Raw genomic sequence first — 16,516 nt, 5'->3', positions numbered from 1 at the left:
CCCCATGGCACGTCTCGCTGGAGTCGATATTCCCCGCGAAAAGCGCGTGGAAATTGCTCTTACTTACATCTACGGCGTGGGCAAGACCCGTGCAAAAGAAGCGCTTGCTGCAACCGGTGTTGACCCCAACACCCGCGTCAAGGACCTTGACGATACCCAGCTCGTAGCACTTCGTGACTTCATCGAAGGCAACTACAAGGTTGAAGGTGACCTTCGCCGCGAGGTTGCTGCCGACATCCGCCGCAAGGTAGAAATCGGTAGCTACCAGGGTCTGCGTCACCGCCGTGGCCTTCCCGTACACGGCCAGCGCACCAAGACCAACGCACGTACCCGCAAGGGCCCGAAGCGTACCGTCGCAGGTAAGAAGAAGTAAACAGTGTTGCCTCAGTCTTGCACATCGCGTAAGACCAACACTTCAACCAAAACTTTGTAGGAGAATCAAAAATGCCTCCCAAGACTCGCGCAGCGGCCAAGCGTACCGGCCGCCGCAAGGTTTCCAAGAACATTGTTGCCGGTCAGGCACACATCAAGTCAACCTTCAACAACACCATCGTTTCAATCACTGATCCCTCTGGTGCTGTTATTTCCTGGTCATCCGCCGGCGAAATGGGCTTCAAGGGTTCACGCAAGTCAACCCCCTACGCAGCTCAGATGGCCGCTGAGACCGCTGCAAAGCGCGCTCAGGAACACGGTGTCCGCAAGGTAGACGTTTTCGTCAAGGGCCCCGGCCCCGGCCGCGAAACCGCTATCCGCTCACTCCAGGCCACCGGCCTCGAAGTTGGCTCCATCCAGGACGTCACCCCCGTTGCCCACAACGGCTGCCGTCCTCCGAAGCGCCGCCACGTCTAAGCCCCACCGGCTAGACGCGTCCCGAACATCGGGCGACCCGCAACCCACCGGCTGCAGGTCAATGAACAGACTGCTTCGTCTGCTTCCTCACTCGTTTTTCCCAACCTGTGAGCTCATATAGCGGATGCTCACCGAAAGGAAACATAGTGCTCATTGCACAGCGCCCCATCCTGCGTGAAGAACACGTATCGGAAAACCGTTCACGCTTCACCATCGAGCCCCTCGAACCCGGCTTCGGCTACACCCTGGGTAACTCCCTCCGCCGCACCCTTCTCTCATCCATCCCCGGTGCCGCTGTAACCAGCATCCGCATCGACGGTGTGCTGCACGAATTCAGCACTGTAGAAGGTGTGACCGAGGACGTCACCGAGATCATCTTGAACATCAAGAAACTCTCCATCTCTTCAGAGAACGACGAACCCGTCATCGCCTACCTGCGCAAGCAGGGCGAAGGTGAACTCACCGCAGGCGACATCGAGGTGCCCGCAGGCGTCGAGATCCACAACCCGGACCTCCACATCGCAACCCTCAACAACCGCGCAAACTTCAACGCAGAACTGACCATCGAACGCGGCCGCGGCTACGTCTCGGCAGCACAGAACAAGTCAGGTGACGCAGAAATCGGCCGCATCCCGGTCGACTCCATCTACTCACCCGTCCTTAAGGTCACCTTCCGCGTCAGCGCGACCCGTGTTGAGCAGCGCACCGACTTCGACTCCCTCACCCTGGACGTCGAAACCAAGGAAGCAATTGCTCCCCGCGACGCAGTCGCATCAGCAGGCAACACCCTCGTTGAGCTCTTCGGCCTGGCCCGTGAACTCAACACCGCCGCTGAAGGTATCGAAGTTGGCCCGTCACCCGCTGACGAGTCAATGGCCGCAGACCTGGCTCTGCCCATCGAAGACCTGGACATGACCGTCCGCTCCTACAACTGCCTCAAGCGCGAAGGCATCCACACCGTGGGTGAACTCGTGACCCGCAGCGAAGCAGACCTCATGGACATCCGCAACTTCGGTGCCAAGTCCATCGACGAAGTTAAGGCAAAGCTCACCGAGCTTGGCCTGTCCCTCAAGGACTCACCCGCCGGAATGGACCTCTCAGCCCGCCTGCAGGACGACGACAGCTACGGCAGCGACTACTAAGACACCGGCAGTCAACGCTTCCAGGCGTTACACCAGTCAAACATCTTTGGTTCCCCTGCCGTGAGGCAGTAAGGAACGGCTTACCAGGAGAATAAATTATGCCTACTCCCACTAAGGGTCCCCGCCTCGGCGGATCACCGACCCACGAGCGCATCATGCTGAACAACCTGTCTCAGCAGCTCTTCGAGCACAAGCGCATCACCACCACCGTTACCAAGGCTAAGCGTCTGCGCCCCGTCGCCGAGCGTCTGATCACCTTCGCAAAGAAGGGTGACCTCAACGCTCGCCGCCGCGTTCTGCGCTCCATCGGTAACAAGACCGTAGTCCACGAGCTCTTCACCGTCATTGCCCCCGCAATGGCAGAGCGCCCCGGTGGCTACACCCGCATCACCAAGATTGGTAACCGCAAGGGCGACAACGCTCCCATGGCAGTTATCGAACTGGTCATGGAGCCCGTTGCAACCGCCGCAGCTGTTTCTGAAGCTAGCAAGGTAGCAGAGGCCGCAGCACCCGCAGCAGAAGAGACCAAGGCAGCAGCACCCGCAGCAGCCGAGTCATCAGACCTGCCCGCAGGCGCACACGCAGCAACCGAGAACGGCGAAGCTCCCGAGGGCTTCGAGATCAAGGGCAACGCTGACTCCATGAAGTACCACGTACCCGGCTCACGCTGGTACGCAAACACCCAGGCTGAAATCTGGTTCGACACCAAGGAATCAGCTGAAGCAGCAGGTTACGCACCTGCCGGTGGTGCAGCAGCACAGACCATCTCCGAAGACTAATTCTTAGTCACCGGTAGATAAAAAGGCGGCTCTTCCCCTCACACGGGGGAGGGCCGCCTTTGTCTGTAGCGGGTAAAGTGGAGTGAGCCTGTACCCCGCCTTCTAAGGAGAGCCTTGACCGAAAACTCCGAGCAGCTATACGAGCCCCGCGTACGCGTGCGCCTTGATTTTGCCTACGATGGCGGACCCTTTGCAGGTTGGGCCAAACAGCCGGGGCTTATCACCGTCCAGGGAGTCCTTGAAGAAGCCCTAGCCCTTATCTTCCGTCGCCCCATCTACACGACGGTGGCAGGGCGCACCGATGCCGGCGTTCATGCCCTGCACCAGGTGGTGCACTTCGATGTTGCCCAGGACGCCTGGGAGCGGCTACCCGGGCGCAGCCAGGACGAACCGGCGTCCGCCCTATGCCGCAAACTGCGCGGAGCCCTCAGCCGGGCTTTGGCCGATGCAGAAGTAGAACTAGGGCTGCCGGCCCGCCTACAGGGTTATATGCAGCGGGCGATTACGGTCAGTAGCTGTCAGGAGGTCCCAAGCGATTTTGACGCCCGCTTCTCGGCCCTAGAGCGTTCTTACCGGTACCTGCTCGAAGACGGGCAGGACGAAACCGGTAGTAACCCACTTAACCGCCATCATGCCTGGCAAATCAACCCGATACTTGATCTTGAACTGATGAACCGCGCTGCCCAGAACCTCTTGGGCCTTAACGACTTCCTCTCCTTCTGTAAGCCCCGCGAAGGATCCACCACGATCCGCGAGCTGCGCGAACTCCGATTTATCCGGCGGGAGGACGGACTCATCGAGGCAAGCATCAGAGCAGACGCTTTCTGCCACAACATGGTGCGCACCCTCATCGCCTCACTGGTCATGGTAGGGGAGGGGAAAAAGGACGAAGCCTGGCTCATCTCCCGTATCGAAGAGCCCGTACGAGACTCCCAGGTGCGTCTAGCTGCCCCGCGTGGTCTGGCCCTAGCCGCTATTACCTACCCTGAGGCGTCCGGCTACGCAGCCCAAAGCGAGAAAGCCCGAAACCTACGAACCCTCTAAATCACATGCCTGTGATTTAAACGTGAGGTCGGTCAAAACCCCGTCTTTAAAGGGCAAAGACCTGGATTAAGAGACTGAAACTCTGTATAGTTTCATACGTTGTGCGTATACCGCCCTCATTTCGTACCCTGTTCTTCGGTCTAGTTGCAGGACAATAACGGGGAACAAGAGGTCTGAGGAAATCGGTACCGCAGATGCGTTTGGCCCTCACCCAAACCCTGCGTAAACGCACCTATGTAAACCAGCGCGATACCCAACTAGCGCTACAAGAAACGAGAAAAGGCGAAATTTTGCGCACTTACACTCCGAAGTCAGGCGACAACAACCGCCAGTGGCACATCATCGATGCCTCTGATGTTGTTCTCGGCCGTCTCGCAAGCCAGACCGCAATCCTGCTGCGCGGCAAGCACAAGCCCACCTTCGCACCCCACGTTGACATGGGTGACTCCGTCATCATCATCAACGCTGAAAAGGTTGCACTGACCGGTGCCAAGCTTGAGCAGAAGCGTGCCTACCGCCACTCCGGTTACCCCGGTGGTCTGAAGTCAGTCAACTACGCCGAACTGCTGGAAACCAACCCCGTTCGCGCCGTAGAAAAGGCTGTTAAGGGCATGCTCCCCAAGAACAAGCTGGCTGCCCAGCAGCTCAAGAACCTCAAGGTCTACGCAGGTTCCGAGCACCCCCACGCAGCTCAGCAGCCCAAGACCTACGAATTCACCCAGGTTGCCCAGTAATTCGGGCCTACGAAAGAACTATTAAAGGAGACATCGTGGCTCAGAACGAAGAGTACACCACCGAAGAAGAGCTCACCAGCTACACTTCCGAGTCTTCAGCACCCGTTGCTGAAAAGGCTGCCCGCCCCGCCCTGACCGTTGGCGGTCAGGCTGTTGGCCGTCGCAAGGAAGCCGTTGCCCGCGTCCGCCTGGTACCCGGTACCGGTAAGTGGACCGTCAACGGTCGCGAGCTCGACAACTACTTCCCCAACAAGCTGCACCAGCAGGAAGTAAACGACCCCTTCAAGCTGCTTGAACTCGAAGGCGCCTACGACGTCTTCGCACGTATCTCAGGTGGCGGCCCCTCCGGCCAGGCTGGCGCTCTGCGTCTTGGCGTTGCTCGTGCCCTGAACGAGATTGACGCTGAGAACAACCGCCCCGCTCTGAAGAAGGCAGGCTTCCTGACCCGCGACGCTCGCGTTATCGAGCGTAAGAAGGCTGGTCTTAAGAAGGCACGCAAGGCTTCACAGTTCTCAAAGCGCTAAGCTACGATTACTGGGCCTACTGCTCAGATTTGTTGTCAAATGCCCCATTTCTCTTTGCAGAAATGGGGCATTTGCTTTGCCCGGCTTAGGGTCAAAAGACGTGTAACAGTGGGGTGTCTCACGTCTTATGCCTAAAATAGGTGTGGAACATACACACGAGAGAAAGGGTGCCCATGGCATCTTCGAACACCACTCGCACTTCACGCTCCACCAAGGCCGCAGGCAAGGACGCCGCAGCCGAGGTTGAAACTCCCAGCACCGAAGCTGCGGAGCAGGCTACCCCTGAACAGGCAGCTGACCCTAAAAAGGAAGCAGTTAAAGCAGCTCTCACCAAAGAGACCCGCCGCGTTTCGGTCGTAGAGGACTACAGCGCAGAGCTTGATGAGATCTCCTCCCTCACTAAGAAACTGAGCGGGGATACAGCGAAGTCGGACGCCTGGAAGGCCGGCTACCCCTACGACAAGAAGCTTTCCCGTAAGGAATACGAAAAAGAAAAGCGAGCCCTGCAGATTGAGCTGCTCAAACTACAGCTCTGGGTCAAGGAAACCGGCCAGAAGGTACTGATTATCTTCGAAGGCCGAGATGCAGCTGGTAAGGGCGGTGCCATCAAGCGTTTCATGGAGCACCTGAACCCCCGCGGTGCCCGCGTGGTTGCGCTTGAAAAGCCCACCGATGTCGAGCAGACCCAGTGGTACTTCCAGCGCTACATCCAGCACCTACCCTCCGGCGGCGAAATCGTGCTCATGGACCGCTCCTGGTACAACCGAGCAGGCGTAGAGCGCGTCATGGGCTACTGCACCTCCCAGCAGTACTACGAATTTATGCGTGAGGTCCCTGAATTAGAACGTATGCTGGTCAACTCCGGCGTCAAACTGATCAAGTTCTGGTTCTCCGTAACCCGCGCAGAGCAGCTGGCCCGTTTCAACTCCCGCCGCACCGACCCCGTCCGCCAGTGGAAGCTATCTCCCACCGATTTGGCCTCCCTCGATAAGTGGGATGACTACACCGCGGCTAAAGAGGCCATGTTCTTCTACACCGACACCGGCGATGCCCCCTGGACCGTTGTGAAGTCCAACGACAAGAAGCGTGCCCGCCTCGAAGCCATGCGCCACGTGCTCAACCAGTTCGACTACCCAGATAAGGACCACGCACTGGTCGGTTCTACCGACCCACTCATCGTGGGTAAGGGATCCGACGTTCTAGAAGACGATGTGCCCGAAAACCCTGAGGGTTTCCCCGTCCTGCGTGAAGAAAAATAGAACTGAGCGCGTAGAATAATCAGTAATGTCTAGATTATTCGGAACCGACGGTGTACGCGGTCTCGCTAACGAAGTGATTACTCCTGCTCTTGCTATGGAGCTTGCGCAGGCCGCGTCCATCGTCCTTGGGTTCAATACGGTTAAAGAAGGTGTCCGCCCCAAGGCTGTTATCGCCCATGACTCCCGTATCTCAGGTGAGTTCATTGGCGCGGCAATGACCGCAGGCTTTGCAGCATCAGGTGTCGACGTGCTCGACGCGGGTATGGTGCCCACTCCCGCGGCGGCCTACCTGGTGGCAAGCACAGAAGCCGACTTCGGCGTCATGATTTCTGCTTCCCACAACGCGGCTGAAGACAACGGAATTAAATTCCTGGCTCGCGGCGGTAAGAAGCTGGATGATGCGATTGAGGACGCCATTGAGGCCCTCTATCGCTCCAAGGACTTCCGTTACCCCACCCACGGTGAGGTGGGGCGAGTCCGTCCGCTGACTGACGGTGAAGACCGCTACGTCACCCACCTGGTCTCAACCATGCCCGAGCACCGCCGCCTGAACGGCCTCAAGGTTGTGTTGGACTGCGCTAACGGCGCCTCATCCGGGGTTTCTCCTGACGCCTTTCGCACCCTGGGGGCCAAGGTGTTTGTGATCGGCGCTGAACCCGATGGTATTAACATCAACGACGGTGTGGGCTCAACCCACCCCGAGAAGCTTCAGGAAGCGGTCGTCCGCCACAGCGCCGACCTGGGCATTGCCCATGACGGTGACGCCGACCGTTGCATGGCTGTCGATGAGCAGGGCAACCTGGTAGATGGCGATCAGATTATGTCGATTCTGGCGTTGTCGATGAAGGAAGCTGGCACCCTTAAGGACGACACCCTGGTTGCCACCGTCATGTCTTCACTGGGCCTGGAAATCTTCCTCAAGGAACACGGCATCAAGCTAGAGCGCACCGCTGTGGGCGATCGCTACGTGCTGGAATCCATGAACAAGAACGGCTTTAACCTGGGCGGTGAGCAGTCGGGCCACGTGATTATGTCGGACCACGCCACTACCGGTGACGGCGTGCTCACCGGTCTGCATCTGGCTGCTGAAATGGCCCGTACCGGTCTGCCCCTCTCTGAGCTGGCTAACCGCATGCAGGCAACCCCCCAGAAGTTGATTAACGTCAAGGGCGTTGACCGCGCTGGCGTTGCTGGCTGTGTGCCCCTGCAAGAAGCGATTAAGGACGCCGAGGCCCAGCTGGGCGATACCGGTCGAGTTCTGCTTCGCCCCTCGGGTACCGAACCCCTGGTGCGCGTCATGGTTGAAGCTGAGACCCAGGAGGTTGCTGACGCAACAGCCCAGGCTCTAGCTGATGTCGTAGCTCGTGAACTAGCTATCTAAAGTAGCCTATTTCGGGTGTAAAACCTAAGAATATATATAAGACCCCGGTAGGTAACTACCGGGGTCTTACTTATAACGGACAGAAAAAATTACTTGACGGTCAGGGCGTCACGGATTTCCTTCAGAAGAGCAACCTGAGGATCCTCTTCTTCAACCTCTTCTTCAAGGTCGAGCTTGGCAGCGCGACGCTCGTTGAACTTGTTGACGGGCATAACAATGCAGAAGTACAGGGCTGCTGCAACAATGAGGAAGTTAATAACTGCGGTCAGGAAAGCGCCAAACTGAATGGGGCCAACAATGAGCCAGTTGTCGAAGTTAACTTCCTGGCCACCGGTCGCAAGGGCGATGGCAGGCATCATAACCTTCTCAACCAGGGCAGTAACAACGGCGGTAAAGGCAGAGCCAATAATCAGACCGACTGCGAGGTCGATGACGTTACCGCGGGTGATGAAATCTTTAAAACCACTAAGCATGAGTTCAAGAATAGCGGTTTCTGCCAGCGGTGAACACCAATCTGAACTGAAATTTTCGCTGTAAACCAGTGGGTTTACTCACAGGTTGGGGTAACCTACCAGCTTATGCTAAAAATTTGTAGGTTTCCAGTCATCAACCCGTTCGTTGGTACCTGTTTCTTTACCGGGCGTCGGGTTATGAGGGGCAGTGGTGTTGAAAAGATCGTTTGCACAGCCGCTAAGAGGACGCGATATGCCTAGTTCTTTCGCAGGAGAACCTTGCGGATTTTGTGGTCGTGGGACTTCTTGAGGATAAGACGGGCCCGACCGCGCGTGGGACGCACGTTCTCCCGTAGGTTTGGTTCGTTGATGGATCGCCAAATGCTCAGGGCCAGCTCAATCGCCGCGTCCTCCGACAAATCGGCATACCGTTTGAAGTAGGAATCTGGGTTGGTGAAAGCCGACCGCTGGAGCTTCAGGAAGCGTTGCACATACCAGTGCTCTATATCTCTGGTGGAAGCATCAACATAGATAGAGAAATCAAAGAAATCAGCCAGGCTCAGGGCTGAGCTTTTCTCGCTCTCAAGCTTGGCTGGAGCTAGCACGTTGAGCCCCTCCACAATGAGCACATCGGGGCTGGTAACCTCGATGCGCTCGCCTTCAATGATGTCGTAGTAGAGGTGGGAATATTTAGGGGCGGTGACGAGGGGAGCCCCCGATTTAACTTCGGACACAAACCGCAGGAGGGCACGGCGGTCGTAGGACTCTGGGAAACCTTTGCGCCCCATGAGCCCCCGGCGTTCTAGCTCGGCATTGGGGTAGAGGAAGCCGTCGGTGGTCACCAGCTGAACGTTGGGGGTCGAGGGCCAGCGCCTGAGTAGCTCCTGTAGGACACGGGCTGTGGTGGACTTGCCTACAGCAACGGATCCAGCGACGCCAATAATAAAAGGAACTTTTTGCCCCTGAATGCCCAAAAAGCTGTTGGTCATGTGGTTGGTACTTGCAGCTGCGTTGACATAGAGGTTGAGCAGGCGCGAAATGGGGAGGTATACCTGCGCTACCTCATCCAAATCGATGGTCTCGCCCAGCCCACGAAGCTGCTGGAGCTCGTCCTCTGTGAGCGGAACTGAAATCTCGCTAGCGAGTCGTGACCAGGTATCTCGGTCTAGCTCAGTGAAAGGGGAGTATTTGGAAGAAAGCGCAGACATGCTCATTTACATCAGTCTAGAGGTCAGAAGGTGGCTCACCTAATATGACAGAGGTCTATAGAGAGGCAACAGGTTGCGACACTGTGGCGAAAACTGCAAGGGGTCAGTGAATTCTTAGATGTAAGATGAAGGCATGTGTGGAATCGTAGGATACGTAAGTCTCGGCACTGCCGCAGACGGTAAAAAATTTGACCATACCGCATACGATGTGGTTCTTGAAGGTCTGCGCCGCCAGGAATACCGCGGCTATGACTCAGCTGGCGTCGCCCTCATCGGCGATAATGGTATTGAATTCCGTAAGAAGTCAGGTAAACTCGCTAATCTTGAAGCTGAAGTAGAAGCTAACCCGCTGCCTGCAACCACTATCGGTATTGGTCATACCCGCTGGGCTACTCACGGTGGCCCCACCGATAACAATGCTCACCCGCACGTTGTCGACAACGGCCGTCTGGCAGTTGTGCACAACGGCATCATCGAAAACTTCGCAGAACTGCGAGCCGAACTGGTCGAAGAAGGCTGCGAATTCAAGTCACAGACTGACACCGAAATTGCCGCTAACCTGATTGCTTCCATCTACAACAAGCTGGAGAACAAGGACCTCACCGAAGCCGTCCGCCAGGCATCAAACCGCCTTGAAGGCGCCTTCACCATCCTGGTCATCCACGTTGACCACCCTGACCGCGTTGTAGCAACCCGTCGCAACTCACCTCTGGTTATTGGCCTGGGTGAAAACGAAAACTTCCTGGGTTCAGACGTTTCTGGCTTCATCGACTACACCAAGAAGGCCGTCGAAATGGGCCAGGACCAGATTGTTACCATCACCGGTAGCGACTACTCCATCATCGACTTCGAAGGCTTCCCCGCCAACGGCAAGGAATTTACTATCGAGTGGGACGCAGCTGCCGTTGAAAAGGGTGGCTTCGACTCCTTCATGGAGAAGGAAATCCACGAACAGCCCGCCGCTGTGCGCGATACCCTGCTGGGCCGTCTGGATGAAAAGGGTAACCTTACTCTCGACGAGCTCAAGATTGACGATGCCACCCTGCGTTCCGTCAACAAGATTATCGTTGTTGCTTGCGGTACCGCTGCCTACGCAGGCCAGGTAGCCCGCTACGCTATCGAGCACTGGTGCCGCATCCCCACCGAGGTCGAGCTGGCCCATGAGTTCCGCTACCGCGACCCCATCGTAGACGAGAAGACCCTGGTCGTTGCCCTCTCCCAGTCCGGCGAAACCATGGACACCCTCATGGCAGTGCGCCACGCCCAGGAACAGGGCGCCAAGGTTATTTCAATCTGTAACACTAACGGCTCAACCCTGCCCCGTGAATCCGATGCAGCTCTCTACACCCACGCGGGCCCCGAGATTGCAGTTGCATCCACCAAGGCCTTCCTCTCACAGATCGCTGCTGCCTACCTGCTCGGTCTCTACCTGGCCCAGCTGCGCGGCAACATGTACAAGGATGAAATCCGTACCATCCTTGAAGAACTGCAGAAGATGCCCGAAAAGATTCAGGCTGTTATCGACAACGAGCAGCAGGTCAAGGACCTCGGCACCTCTATGAAGGACGCCAAGTCCGTGCTCTTCCTGGGCCGCCACGTTGGCTTCCCCGTAGCGATGGAAGGCGCCCTGAAGCTCAAGGAAATCGCCTACCTGCACGCCGAAGGCTTCGCAGCGGGCGAGCTCAAGCACGGCCCCATCGCCCTTGTCGAAGAAGGCCAGCCCATCTTCGTTATCGTCCCCTCACCCAACGGTCGCGACTCCCTGCACTCCAAGGTTGTTTCTAACATCCAGGAAGTCCGCGCTCGCGGTGCAGTGACCATCGTTATCGCAGAAGAGGGCGATACCGCTGTTGAGGAACATGCAGATCACATCATCCGCATCCCCTCCTCGCCCAGCCTGCTCCAGCCCCTGCTCTCCACTGTTCCCCTGCAGATTTTTGCCTGCTCAGTGGCTCATGCCAAGGGCTACGACGTTGACCAGCCCCGTAACCTGGCTAAGTCAGTAACCGTCGAGTAAAGCCTCTTTACGCAAGAGAGATTGGAACCCCGTACCCGGTAGGGTGCGGGGTTCGCTCTTTAAACTGATAGGCGGGGCCGTAGAATGGGCAGAAGAAAGGCGGAGCTAGCAGGAGTGATGAGGAGATCCCCATGATAATTGGTACCGGTACTGACGTGGTCAATATAGATCGGTTTGCTGAGCTCTTAGAACGTACCCCGGCTCTACAGGAGCGGCTCTTTGCGTCGGGGGAGCGGGGGTTGCCCGTCCGTTCCCTAGCTGCCCGCTTTGCGGCCAAGGAAGCCGCTGCCAAGGCCCTGCGTGCCCCTGCTGGTTTGAACTGGCAGGATTGCTGGGTAGAGAAGGACGCGGACGGCGCCCCCTACCTGGTCGCGGAAGGGACGGTTGCTCGGCGTGCTGCTGAACTAGGGATCAACCGCTGGCATCTCACAATGAGCCATGATGAACCTATAGCTACCGCAACCGTTGTGGCAGAACACCTGAGCGATAGTGACCTGTTGACCCTGCTGCGTTTAGATCCCTCTGCTCGAGGGTTGCTGCTAGCTCACCCGGTAGGAGAGGGGAACTAGAGTGGCTAGCGCCAAAGAATTAATCCACGGGGACGTCGAACAATATGTTACTTCCCCTACTTCTTCCTCTCATAAGTACACCCGCGGGGTGCTGGGTCTGCTGACCGGTAGCGACACCTATCCGGGTGCTGCCCTTATGTCTGCCCGGGCTGCCGTCAATACCGGGGTCGGCATGGTGCGGTTTGCTGGAACGTCGTCCCTGAACTTCCAGGTACAGCTGGCCGTGCCTGAAGCTGTATGCAGCGTGAGTGAAGCCGAGAATCTACACGTAGATGCCTGGGCCCTTGGCTCAGGCATTGCCGGCGAAGCGCGAGAAGCTGAAGCCCTGGCCGTCCTTGCGGGAGGGCAGCCGGCCGTTATTGACGCAGGGGCAGTATCCCTAGCTGCCCGGCTGGTGGCTGATGGGCTAGAGCTGACGGCACACCATATTCTGACGCCTCATGCCGGCGAGCTGGTCGATGCCCTGACCTGGCTTCTGGCTCTGGTACCGTCCGCACTCCATGCCCTTGATCCCGAGCTCACCGAGCCACCCAGTCGGGAGCAGGTCGAAGCTGACCTGTACCGCTTTGCCCGCCTACTGGCTCAGGTAACGGGGGCAACTGTTCTGCTTAAGGGCAGTGTGACTATCCTAGCTGCACCCACCGGTGAGCTCTTTCAGATAACCAGCGAGAACCACTGGCTGGCCACCGCCGGTAGCGGGGATACTCTTACCGGTATTCTGGGGGCTCTTCTTGCCCGCTATCAGGCAGAAGAATCCAAGCCCGGTGCCCTCTCAACTGACTACGCCAGGCTAGCGGGCGCCGCCATTCAGATACATCAGTTAGCAGCAGACCTGGTGCACGGAGCAGGGATTTCTGGCCCCATGCCACCAACCCTGGTAGCCCAGAATATTCCCGAGGCCGTAGCCATATTTCTTGAGAAGTAGACCTATAACAAAGGCCGGTTACCCTGACGGTAACCGGCCTTCTTGTGTGTGAGCCTTAGTAGGCGCCATCCTTAGCGAAGACCGCGCGGACGGTGCGGAAAAGAATGACGATATCGCTCATCACCGACCAGTTCTCAACGTAGTAGAGGTCTAGGCGAATAGACTCTTCCCACGAGAGATTCGAGCGGCCAGAGACCTGCCAGAGGCCAGTAATGCCGGGCTTGACCAGCAGGCGGCGGTAGGCGTCCTCTTCGTACTGTTCAACTTCAGAGGGCAGCGGGGGGCGGGGCCCCACAAGCGACATATCGCCGACAAAGACGTTCCACAGCTGAGGAAGCTCATCGATGGAGTACTTGCGGATAAACTTACCGATCTTAGTGATGCGGGGGTCATCTGCCATTTTGAAGAGTACCCCGTTGCCCTCGTTCCGGTCCATAAGCTCCTTTTTGAGCTCTTCGGCGTTGGTTACCATGGAGCGGAATTTAATCATGTAGAAGGGGGCACCCCGGTAGCCGACGCGTTCCTGCAGGAAGAAGATGGGGCCGCCGTCCTTTTTGACCAGCAGGGCAACGGGGACGAGTAAGGGGGCCAGGAAAATCAGGCCAAGGCCCGATGCTACAACGTCGATAGCCCGCTTGACCAGGGCCTGCATGCCTTCAATACGTGGAGTATGAACGTGAATCAGGGGGACGCCGTTGAGCGGCTGGGTATGGATACGGGGGCCCGCGATATCGGTCATAGCGGGAGCCATGATGAGTGCAACGTGGGCAGCAGCTAGTGCCCATCCCAGGCGGCGAAGCTCTGTGGGATTGAGCCCGTGACCGGTAGAAACCGCCACCGCGTGAATATTGTTCTCACGAACCACCCTGAGGACTTCTGAGGCATCGGGGGAATAGCCAAGTGTCGGAATAGCGCCATCAGCGAGCTGGGTGCCGGGACGAGAACGAGGCAGGTAGGCCGCTACCGGGAAGAGACCGGAGGTACGGGCCCCCTGGAGGGTCTTGTAGAGGTGCTCGCCTGAGGCTGAGTCACCGATAATCATGACGCGAGAAAGAGCCCGGCCTTTATTGCGCCAGTGGACGAGCCAACGGCGCACGCCCCAGCGGGCGCAAAGAAGCAGGACCATACCGATGGGGTAGGCCAAGATAACGTAGGTGCGGGCAAAATCGATTTTGGTCAGGTAGGAGAAAATTGCGATGACCGCGAAGAAATAGGTCGTTGCTTTGGTTACCAGGCGGTATTCATCGACACCGTGCCCTAGGTAGCGAATATTGCGGCTATTGGCAATCGAGAGTGCAAAGAGCCAAATAAGACCAAAGGCTACACCTGTTCCCACGTATCCTAAAGGCAGGTTGGTGCGTCCCATGACTTCTGAGTTTTGAAAGCCGAAGCTAGCAATATGAGCCAGGGTGATAGCGAGTGTAATAGCCAAAGTGTCGGCTAGGTAGAGAGCAACCCTAATTTTGGGGTGCCAGGTGCGGCGGTTGCGCGTTTCTGCCCACCGCTCCTCAATGTACTGTTCGTTCACTAGTGTGTATTCCCCTAAAGATGGAGTCTGCTCCGGGTGCGAGAGTGAGGTGGGCAGACCTGTACGATTAGGCTTTTAATACTACAGTGTCAGCTGGCTTAAGAGCAGGTAGATATCCTGAAATATGTTTCACACTTTCAGCTGAAAGTAACTTGTTAGTGCTGGTCAGAGTGTTCTTAGTGGGTAAGTCCAGCTTCATGCAGGATAAAATCGATCACCGGTTCGTAGAGGTGCGGGGTGACGTTATCGTCCATGGGGACCGCAACGAGTATCTGCCCCTGTTCGGCGGATACAAAAAGCCCGGGGTCGTTGCAGTCGGCGATACCGATGGTCGGAATCCCAGCGGAGGCCGCATAGCCGGCAAGCCCGTGGTCGGCGATGACAAGACCGGGAGTAATTCCCCGTTCTTGAAGCTGGGCGAGCGCTAGCTGCATAGGGCCGGGGAAGTGAGTGTGCTGCAGGTTGCCGTACTGCTCGAACATAATGACGTCAAAGATTTGGCGGATATCGCCGTCAAGGAAACGGTCGCCCTCCTCGATGGTCAGGACGGTTGCCCCATGAGTTTTGGCTGCTGCTGCAAGACGGGCGTAGATAGGGAAAAGGCCGGCGGGGTGGCCGGTGGCAAAAAGCAGGCTTTTGCCCGCCCGTACTGCGTCACCGAAGATACGGGCGTATTCGGTGAGCCCATCAATACAGAGATCAGCGCTGATGGTGTCTTGGCCCTCCCTGTGATTGGGGTCAGAACTGGTACCGACCCTGCGCGCCATTAGCTCGAAGATATCGTCGACGGTCCAGTTTCTGGTCCACTTGACACCGAACTCTAGGTGCTCGTTGCCCTCAACAAAGCCCTGCATATGGGCGAGGTTGTTCTCGCGGGCGGTTGCTACCTGCCCGGTGATCCGGGATTTATCGAGGTAGGCTGCGAATTCTTGGCGGGTCATGGAAAAGGTCATGGGTTTCCTCCTAAGAGCAGGCAAGGGATTGATAGAGCTGAATAAGGGCCTGGGCTGTTGCCTGCCAGGTAAAGTCGTGGGCGCGCCGGGCCCCGGCTTGCCCTAATGTGAATCGACGCTGCGGGTCTCTCACAAGCTGCTCGATGGCGTCCGCCCAGGCGGCAGGCGTCCGCTGGTCTACCAACAGGCCGGTGCGGTCGGCTGCGACGGCCTCCCTGAGCCCGTCTACCTTGCTGGCCAGGACCGGGGTTCCGCAGGCCGAGGCCTCCAGAGCTACCAGGCCAAAAGTCTCTGAGGACGAGGGGCAGGCAACGATATCGGCTTGTCGGAAGGCCTGCGCCAACTCTGGGGCAGGGAGTGAGGGTAGCAGGCGGACGCGGTCAGCTAGCCCCAGCTCTTCCGCCCGGGTCTCGAGAAGTTGTTCGTAGTTGGTTCCTGAGGTGCCGATGATATCGAGGCTAACATCTAAGCCCTCTGGTAGTAGGGCCAGAGCTTCCACCAGTAGGTGGGGGCCCTTGAGGTGCTGGGGCCGGCCAGCGAAGACTAGGTGGGCGGCGTCGTCCTGACCCTCGTGGAGGGGGCGGACGCCCTCGCGCGGGGAGAAGATAGACAGGTCAACCCCGGGGGGTATCGTCACCAGCTGGGACGCCCTCGCCCCGTAGAAATCCCGCATCTGGTCAGCCTCATATTCGGTATTAACTACCAGGGCAGCGGCCCTGCTCACCAGGGCCTGCTCGCCGCGCAGACGGACGTCCGGCTCCGGGCGCTCGCCTTCGCCCAGCCGGGCGTTCTTAGCTGCGGCGGTGGTGTGCATGGTGTGAACCAGCGGTACCTGCGGGTAGGCAGCAAGAGCTGCCAGACCAGAGAGCCAGTAGTGACTGTGAATGATGTGGGGAGGGCGCGAGGCTAGAGCCCGGACGGCCATAGCAAACCCCGGCACCAATTCCGGCAGATCCTCCTTGCGAGCCCCTTCAGCCTCAGGCAGGTAGAGCGCGGTGACGGTAGCTCGCCGGTGGTACTGTACCTGCCCAGCCAATTGACGGGAGCTAGCTAGAGTAAATACCTCCACGGTCAGCTGAGGGTTAGCCTCAAGAAGAGCCGCCAAAGAACGCTCAATATAGACGTTCATACCGCCAGCATCCCCTGACCCCG

The 16,516-nt window shown here is 57.9% G+C and carries 17 protein-coding genes; 12 read left to right on the top strand and 5 right to left on the bottom strand.

The features are described 5' to 3' along the window. The first annotated feature begins 4 nt into the window (after window positions 1-4). The 9 genes from rpsM to glmM all read left to right on the top strand — a co-directional run bounded on the left by rpsM (window position 5) and on the right by glmM (window position 7,712). Window positions 5-373 (top strand): 30S ribosomal protein S13, encoded by a 369-nt coding sequence (rpsM, locus tag L6758_RS04615; protein WP_083090738.1) that lies wholly within the window; start codon window positions 5-7, stop codon window positions 371-373. A 71-nt stretch (window positions 374-444) separates the two neighbouring features. Further along, window positions 445-849, top strand: a complete 405-nt coding sequence (gene rpsK, locus L6758_RS04610) for a 30S ribosomal protein S11 (protein WP_083090739.1) — start codon at window positions 445-447, stop codon at window positions 847-849. 146 nt (window positions 850-995) lie between these two features. After that, window positions 996-1,991, top strand: coding sequence for a DNA-directed RNA polymerase subunit alpha (locus tag L6758_RS04605; RefSeq protein ID WP_135013066.1), 996 nt, complete (start codon window positions 996-998; stop codon window positions 1,989-1,991). A 98-nt stretch (window positions 1,992-2,089) separates the two neighbouring features. Beyond that, complete coding sequence (rplQ, locus tag L6758_RS04600) at window positions 2,090-2,770, top strand: 50S ribosomal protein L17, sunset domain variant (protein ID WP_237204778.1); 681 nt, start codon at window positions 2,090-2,092, stop codon at window positions 2,768-2,770. 114 nt (window positions 2,771-2,884) lie between these two features. Further along, window positions 2,885-3,814 (top strand): tRNA pseudouridine(38-40) synthase TruA, encoded by a 930-nt coding sequence (gene truA, locus L6758_RS04595; RefSeq protein ID WP_237204779.1) that lies wholly within the window; start codon window positions 2,885-2,887, stop codon window positions 3,812-3,814. A 290-nt stretch (window positions 3,815-4,104) separates the two neighbouring features. Next, on the top strand, window positions 4,105-4,548 hold the full coding sequence (gene rplM / locus L6758_RS04590; RefSeq protein ID WP_135013063.1) for a 50S ribosomal protein L13: 444 nt from the start codon (window positions 4,105-4,107) through the stop codon (window positions 4,546-4,548). Window positions 4,549-4,583: 35 nt separating this feature from the next. After that, the gene (gene rpsI, locus L6758_RS04585) at window positions 4,584-5,072 is read left to right on the top strand and encodes a 30S ribosomal protein S9 (protein WP_135013062.1); all 489 of its coding nucleotides are present in this window, start codon (window positions 4,584-4,586) and stop codon (window positions 5,070-5,072) included. A gap of 173 nt (window positions 5,073-5,245) precedes the next feature. After that, the gene (gene ppk2, locus L6758_RS04580; protein ID WP_237198918.1) at window positions 5,246-6,331 is read left to right on the top strand and encodes a polyphosphate kinase 2; all 1,086 of its coding nucleotides are present in this window, start codon (window positions 5,246-5,248) and stop codon (window positions 6,329-6,331) included. Between the two features lie 25 nt (window positions 6,332-6,356). Continuing rightward, entirely contained in the window at window positions 6,357-7,712 is a 1,356-nt protein-coding gene (glmM, locus tag L6758_RS04575) for a phosphoglucosamine mutase (RefSeq protein ID WP_237204780.1), read from the top strand. 89 nt (window positions 7,713-7,801) lie between these two features. Here the strand turns inward: glmM and mscL are convergent, their stop codons facing one another. Together mscL and coaA are read right to left on the bottom strand one after the other, a co-directional pair. Continuing rightward, complete coding sequence (gene mscL / locus L6758_RS04570; protein ID WP_185174296.1) at window positions 7,802-8,185, bottom strand: large conductance mechanosensitive channel protein MscL; 384 nt, start codon at window positions 8,183-8,185, stop codon at window positions 7,802-7,804. 236 nt (window positions 8,186-8,421) lie between these two features. Next, complete coding sequence (gene coaA / locus L6758_RS04565) at window positions 8,422-9,378, bottom strand: type I pantothenate kinase (RefSeq protein ID WP_237204781.1); 957 nt, start codon at window positions 9,376-9,378, stop codon at window positions 8,422-8,424. Between the two features lie 127 nt (window positions 9,379-9,505). Here coaA and glmS point away from each other — a divergent pair, with 127 nt between their 5' ends. The 3 genes from glmS to L6758_RS04550 all read left to right on the top strand — a co-directional run bounded on the left by glmS (window position 9,506) and on the right by L6758_RS04550 (window position 12,883). Next, window positions 9,506-11,389 (top strand): glutamine--fructose-6-phosphate transaminase (isomerizing), encoded by a 1,884-nt coding sequence (gene glmS / locus L6758_RS04560; protein WP_237204782.1) that lies wholly within the window; start codon window positions 9,506-9,508, stop codon window positions 11,387-11,389. A gap of 131 nt (window positions 11,390-11,520) precedes the next feature. Next, complete coding sequence (locus L6758_RS04555) at window positions 11,521-11,958, top strand: holo-ACP synthase (protein ID WP_237204783.1); 438 nt, start codon at window positions 11,521-11,523, stop codon at window positions 11,956-11,958. Window position 11,959: 1 nt separating this feature from the next. After that, window positions 11,960-12,883: an ADP-dependent NAD(P)H-hydrate dehydratase gene (locus L6758_RS04550; protein ID WP_237204784.1), complete on the top strand. Its 924-nt coding sequence runs from the start codon at window positions 11,960-11,962 to the stop codon at window positions 12,881-12,883. A 55-nt stretch (window positions 12,884-12,938) separates the two neighbouring features. Here L6758_RS04550 and L6758_RS04545 read toward each other — a convergent pair whose 3' ends face one another. The 3 genes from L6758_RS04545 to L6758_RS04535 form a co-directional block, all read right to left on the bottom strand. Then, window positions 12,939-14,411: a sugar transferase gene (locus L6758_RS04545; RefSeq protein ID WP_237204785.1), complete on the bottom strand. Its 1,473-nt coding sequence runs from the start codon at window positions 14,409-14,411 to the stop codon at window positions 12,939-12,941. Window positions 14,412-14,587: 176 nt separating this feature from the next. Further along, window positions 14,588-15,364: a phosphatase gene (locus L6758_RS04540; RefSeq protein ID WP_237204786.1), complete on the bottom strand. Its 777-nt coding sequence runs from the start codon at window positions 15,362-15,364 to the stop codon at window positions 14,588-14,590. A gap of 10 nt (window positions 15,365-15,374) precedes the next feature. Further along, window positions 15,375-16,493 carry a glycosyltransferase gene (locus L6758_RS04535; protein ID WP_237218609.1) on the bottom strand — a complete coding sequence of 373 codons (1,119 nt, stop codon included), beginning with the start codon at window positions 16,491-16,493 and terminating at the stop codon, window positions 15,375-15,377. Window positions 16,494-16,516: the final 23 nt, after the last annotated feature.

The sequence above is a fragment of the Rothia nasimurium genome, assembly GCF_928382285.1.
In the GTDB taxonomy this organism is placed as follows: domain Bacteria; phylum Actinomycetota; class Actinomycetes; order Actinomycetales; family Micrococcaceae; genus Rothia; species Rothia nasimurium_E.
The sequence above is the reverse complement of the archived record's forward strand: the minus strand, read 5'-3'. Positions and strand labels throughout refer to the sequence as shown.

Coding starts and splice junctions, on each gene's coding strand:
- rpsM (WP_083090738.1), top strand. CDS start 5: ATGGCACGTCTCGCTGGAGTCGATATTCCCCGCGAAAAGCGCGTGGAA.
- rpsK (WP_083090739.1), top strand. CDS start 445: ATGCCTCCCAAGACTCGCGCAGCGGCCAAGCGTACCGGCCGCCGCAAG.
- rplQ (WP_237204778.1), top strand. CDS start 2,090: ATGCCTACTCCCACTAAGGGTCCCCGCCTCGGCGGATCACCGACCCAC.
- ppk2 (WP_237198918.1), top strand. CDS start 5,246: ATGGCATCTTCGAACACCACTCGCACTTCACGCTCCACCAAGGCCGCA.
- glmM (WP_237204780.1), top strand. CDS start 6,357: ATGTCTAGATTATTCGGAACCGACGGTGTACGCGGTCTCGCTAACGAA.
- mscL (WP_185174296.1), bottom strand. CDS start 8,185: ATGCTTAGTGGTTTTAAAGATTTCATCACCCGCGGTAACGTCATCGAC.
- coaA (WP_237204781.1), bottom strand. CDS start 9,378: ATGAGCATGTCTGCGCTTTCTTCCAAATACTCCCCTTTCACTGAGCTA.
- glmS (WP_237204782.1), top strand. CDS start 9,506: ATGTGTGGAATCGTAGGATACGTAAGTCTCGGCACTGCCGCAGACGGT.
- L6758_RS04555 (WP_237204783.1), top strand. CDS start 11,521: ATGATAATTGGTACCGGTACTGACGTGGTCAATATAGATCGGTTTGCT.
- L6758_RS04540 (WP_237204786.1), bottom strand. CDS start 15,364: ATGACCTTTTCCATGACCCGCCAAGAATTCGCAGCCTACCTCGATAAA.
- L6758_RS04535 (WP_237218609.1), bottom strand. CDS start 16,493: ATGAACGTCTATATTGAGCGTTCTTTGGCGGCTCTTCTTGAGGCTAAC.